Source organism: Clostridia bacterium (genome assembly GCA_019683875.1).
Taxonomy (GTDB): Bacteria; Bacillota; Sulfobacillia; order RBS10-35; family Bu92; genus Bu92.
The window spans coordinates 1-5,102 of sequence record JADGHN010000121.1 but is presented as its reverse complement, the minus strand read 5'-3'; the positions used below and the strand labels follow the sequence as shown (position 1 = coordinate 5,102).

Annotated in this window: 4 protein-coding genes; all 4 read right to left on the bottom strand. The window is 72.3% G+C overall.

Annotation, left to right across the window (positions count from 1 at the left end):
* Window positions 1-135: 135 nt before the first annotated feature.
* Window positions 136-1,530 (bottom strand): hypothetical protein, encoded by a 1,395-nt coding sequence (locus IRZ18_08465; protein MBX5477136.1) that lies wholly within the window; start codon window positions 1,528-1,530, stop codon window positions 136-138.
* Window positions 1,527-3,311 (bottom strand): HAMP domain-containing protein, encoded by a 1,785-nt coding sequence (locus tag IRZ18_08460; GenBank protein MBX5477135.1) that lies wholly within the window; start codon window positions 3,309-3,311, stop codon window positions 1,527-1,529. Before IRZ18_08460 ends, IRZ18_08465 begins: the two co-directional genes overlap by 4 nt.
* Window positions 3,312-3,431: 120 nt before the next feature.
* Complete coding sequence (locus tag IRZ18_08455) at window positions 3,432-4,118, bottom strand: response regulator transcription factor (GenBank protein MBX5477134.1); 687 nt, start codon at window positions 4,116-4,118, stop codon at window positions 3,432-3,434.
* Between the two features lie 138 nt (window positions 4,119-4,256).
* A partial coding sequence (locus IRZ18_08450) for a hypothetical protein (GenBank protein ID MBX5477133.1) occupies window positions 4,257-5,102 on the bottom strand: 846 nt, incomplete at its 5' end.

The following is a 5,102-nucleotide window of genomic DNA, read 5'->3' as shown; positions in this document are numbered from 1 at the left end:
GGCGCGGCGGCCCAGCCGGCCGTCGCCTCGGTGCGCCGCTCCTGATGGAGCTGGTAGCCGAGGAAGACGTTCAGCGCAAGAAACGTCACGATCAGGAGCGACTTGGCCCTGGGCCAGTCCATCGGGGATCCACCCTCACGGCTTCCACATGGTCGAGCTCAAGAGATGCCCGTCGTAGGCGTCGACCGCCCACTCGTCGCCGTCCGCAAGGCGGATCGACCAGGCGGGCCGCAGCGCCTGGCGGCCGCGGATGGCGTTGGGCGAGAAGTACACGACGCGCATGTCCGCGATGCGCCGCTCGCTGTGCCCTCCAGGGTAGATGGAGGGCCAGGCGGCGTCGAGCGCCGCGAGCGCCTCTTCCGGCCGTATGATCTCGCGCACCGTCCCGGCCGACGGGCCCAGGATGACGCGCGCCAGGCGCCGGTAGACGGCGGGGCCGCCGCTGTCGACGACGACGCCCAGCGGACCCCCGGGTCCCACGACCGGCGTGCCGGCGACCTTCCGTGCGAACTGCACGAGAATGGAGCGGGGGAGCGGGTTCTCCGCAAGAAGCGAGCCGGCCGGGTAGCGCACGGCCAGCTGCCAGATCACGACCGGTCCCGGCCAGCCGCCGTGGCTGCCGATGAAGCGTGCGGCTTCCGCCACGGCCTGCGCCGTGCCGAAGGTGATCTCTCCCGTGCCCGCGGCCACCTCGTCGTAGGCGAGGGCCCCCGTCGGGTCGCGCCGCAGCGTGCTGCGCCCGTCGGTGAAGATCACGCCGCCGCCCTTTTCGTCGATGCGGCGGACGGCGTCGGTCTCCGCGAAGAAGGCCCGCGGCAGCGCCGCGCTTTCCGGCAGCGCCGGGTTGTCCGACAGCGGCTCCGGGGACACGGCCAGCTCCCCCAGGACGGGCGGCTGCGCCGGGACCCAGACGGTGCCCACCGTGGCCCAGGGCGCCGGCGCTGCGAGGGGCGTGACGGCCTCGCCGCCGGCCTGACCCAGCCGCGCCATGGCGTCGCGCAAGGAAGCCGGGACGTCCGGGAGCTCCACGACGCGGTAGCGGTCGAGGTTGCCGAGCGAGACCGCCTCCCGCCCCGGCCGCAGCGCCACGGACACACGCCCCGTCAGGGGCCCGTCCCCCTGCGTCCACGGGTGCCCGGCGGCCGAAGCGTACACCACGCTCCAGGGCAACGGATCGGGCCACAGGGCCTCGATGCGCGGGACGTCGGCGAGGCCCCCGGTCGCCGCCTCCGAGGCGTCCAGCGCCTGCGGCTGCACGCGCGCGATCGCATCCTTGAGAATGCGCCAGGCCTCCTGGAACGCCGGATCCTGGGGATCCGTCCAGGATCTCGCGCCCGTGCCGTCCACCCACACGATGCGCGCCGGCGCGGCGAGGTCGACGGGCGGGGCGGCCGTGCTCCCCGGAAACACGACCGGCTCCGTCCGCCTCGGCGTGGGCGTCGGAGCGCCGGACGACCACAGCACCGCCGACTGGTACAGGCTGAGCACGACGAGCGCGAACAGCAGCAGCGACTTCGCGCGCTCCGTCATCCGGTCGCCCCCGCCCGGCCGTACCCCTCGCCGACGACCGGCAGCGTGAACCAGACCGTGGTCCCGCGGTTGGGCTCGCTCTCGATGCGGATCGTGCCGCCATGGCCCTCCACGATTTCCTTCGCGATCGACAGGCCGAGCCCGGTGCCGCCGAACTCGCGGGACCTCGCCTTGTCGACGCGGTAGAAGCGCTCGAACACGCGCGGCAGGTCTTCCGGCGGGATTCCCACGCCGGTGTCGCTCACCGCGACGACGACGTCGCCTCCCTCCGCGCGCGTGCGCACGGTGATGCGGCCACCTTCCGGCGTGAAGTCGATCGCGTTCGTAATGAGATTCGTCAGCAACTGCTCGATCTTGTCCCGGTCCGCGAGCGCCGGCGGAAGGTCGCCCGTCGCCTCGCACTCCAGGCGCAGGTTCTTGCGCCGCGTGCGGCGGCGCAGCTTGTTGCAGACGTCCTCCGCCACCGCCGCCACGTCCAGCGGCCGCCGGTCCCAGAACCGCCGCTCGTGCTCCATCCGCGAAAGCTGCAGGAGGTCGTTGATCATGCGCGTCATGCGGTCCACTTCGGCGACGACGACGCTCAGGAAGCCGCGGGCCGTGGGCGGGTCGTCCAGCGCGCCGTCGATGAGCGTCTCCACGTACGACTTGATCGTGGTGATCGGCGTCTTGAGCTCATGGGAGACGTTCGCGACGAACTCCTTGCGCAGCGACTCGATCTGCTCCTGCTCGGTGACGTCGCGCACGACGATCACGACGCCGTCCACGCGCCCGTCGTCCGACTTGAGCGGCGCCAGCTGGCCCTGCAGCGCGCGGACCGGCTCGCCGGACGTCGTCTGCACGGCGGCCGCCTCCCCGGCCAGGCTCTCCGCCAGCGCCTCGGCCACCTTGGGGTCCGTCCAGATGTCCCCGAGCGGCCGGCCCAGGGCGTCGCCCGCGCGCACGCGGAGAATGCGCGTGGCCGCGGGGTTGATGAGGGTGACAACCCCGCGGCGGTCGACGGCGAGGATGCCGTCGGCCATGTACGTCAGGATGGCCTCGGCGCGCTGCTTTTCCGCGGAGATCTCGGCGAGCGTCTCCTTCAGGCGCCGGCTCAGGTGGTTGAACATGGCGGCCAGCCGGCCGACCTCGTCGCCGCTGCGCACCGTGATCTGGCGGTCGAAGTTGCCCGCCGCCAGCTCCTCGGCGCGGCGCGTCAGCTCATGGATGGGGCCGGTGATCGTGCGCGCGAGGAGTATGCCCAGCACCACGAGCACGGCCACGGCGAGCATCGTCGCGCTCAGGAGGATGCGGCGGACGTCCGCGAGCGTGGCGTACACGCCTTCAAGGGAGGCGTCGAGGTAGACGGCGCCGTGGATCTGGCCGCGCTCGCTGACCGGCACCGCCACGGTGATGTGGCGCCGCCCGCGCGGGTCCGCGTACGAACGCTCCCGCACGACGCCCTGCAGGGCGCCGTCCGTCACCTCCGGCGCGGGAAAGCGCTGGTTCGGCTGGACGTCGACGCTGCTCGCCGCGAGGACGATGTCGTCCCGGTTGACGACGACGATCTGGCTCCCCGTGCGCGTCGGCGATTCGGGGTCGCCCTCGTAGGTCTGGACGAATTCGCGCACCGCCTCAAGGTTGGGCGGGTTCTCGGCGAGGTCGTGCAGGATGACGCTCGCCGCCATGCTGGCCGTGACCTGGAGATCGTGGCGCGCCTGGCGGAGGTAGTAGTCTTCCAACGAGCGCAGGAGGAACGTGCTGATCAGCTGCATCGCCGCCAGGGCGAGGAGGAAGAGCGACACCACCAGCTTCCACTGGATGCTGTTGAGACGCCGTGCGAAGCGGGACAGCGCGACACCTCCCCGTGACCCCGTGGGCTTCTCCCTCGCGCGCGGGCCAGGGCCCGCGGACCCACGACACGCCTACGAGGCGTCGATGAGGTAGCCGACGCCGCGGCGGGTGAGCACGTAGCGGGGCTGTGACGGGTTGTCCTCGATCTTTTCGCGCAAGCGGCGGATGCTGACGTCCACCGTGCGGATGTCGCCGAAGTACTCGTAGCCCCAGACCTGCTGGAGAAGCTCCTCCCGCGTGAACACCTTGCCGCGGTGCAGGAGGAGGTGCTTGAGGAGCTCGAATTCGCGCACCGTCAGCTCCACGGGCTTGCCCCTCTTGCGAACGGAGTAGTTGGCCATGTCCAGTTCCAGGTCGCCGCACGTCAGCGTGCGGTTCTGCTCGGCGGCGTCCGCTGGCGCGCGCCGGAAGATGGCGCGGACGCGGGCGAGGAGTTCCCGCGGGCTGAAGGGCTTGGTGACGTAATCGTCCGCGCCCAGCTCCAGGCCGCGGACCTTGTCGTCCTCGGCCTCCTTCGCCGTCAGCATGATGATCGGCACCGAGGAGCGCTCGCGAATCTTCTGGCAGACGGCGAAGCCGTCCAGCCGGGGCAGCATGATGTCGAGGATGACGAGCGAGGGCTGATCCTTGTCGAAGCGGTCGAGCGCCTCCTGGCCGTTGAAGGCGACGGAGACCTCGTAGCCCTCCTTCTCCAGGTTGTACCTGAGGATGTCGGCGATGGGCCGTTCATCGTCGACGACGAGAATCCGCTCCGGCAACGTGCCTCTCACCGTCCCGCCACAGTATGGCACGCATCGGTGACATCACACAAATCCGGACGGGCGCCCATTTCGTGGCACCCGCCCGGAAATCCTGTCGACGTTCCCGTGGCCGGCGGCCGGCGCGATCCGGCCCGCTCAGCGGCCGGGAGGCGCCGTCGCCTGCGCGGAAGCGGCCCGGTCCTGCGCGGCGGCCGCGCGCCAGGGCGCGCCGTCGCGCCAGGCGGCGTATCCCGCGCCCAGCGCCTGCCGTGCCGCATCGTCCAGGGTGGCACCGTCCGCCATGCGCGCGAGCACCAGCTGCAGGCCGTGGCCGCCCCTGGCCTGCGAGAGCGCGTCGACCAGCACATAGGCCTCGCGGTAGGCGAGCGCGACGTTCGGAAGACGGTCGAACGAGCGCGAAAGTTCCCGGTACGTGTAGAGTCGCTGGTCGAAGTCGTTGGCGGGCTCGCGCCACACGAAGCCGGTGCGGCGCGCTTCCTCCCACTGCGCGACGCCTTCGTCGAACCACGCGGGGGCACGCCCCGCGACCTTGATGTCCAGCGCGAGATGCGCCAGCTCATGGGCGACGGGACCGTCTTGAGCGAACGTCCGGGCCGCCGGCGAGTCCGGCGACCAGCCCTGCGGGTCCTGCCCGAGCCACGCGGAAGGCGCGAGGACCCATACGACGCCGTGCCAGTATGCGCCCATGGGCGACGCGTCGGCCCCGAGGTGGAGATCGGCGTTCATCGTCGCTTGGTCGGGCTCGAGCACGACGGTGACGCGAGCGGGCGGATCGACGCCGAGGTCGCGGAAGACGGCCGGCGCGGTGCTCGCGGTCAGCCGTGCCACGAGCTGCGCCTCCGGCCGCAGGGCGGGCGGGTGCCAGACGCGCACGGCCGGCGCGCCGGGGCCGGCGGGGGGCACGTCGAGCCGCGCCGCGCCGCGCGCCGCCATGCGCGCCGCAGTCCAGCCCGCCGCCGCCGCGCGCACGGCCGAGTGGGC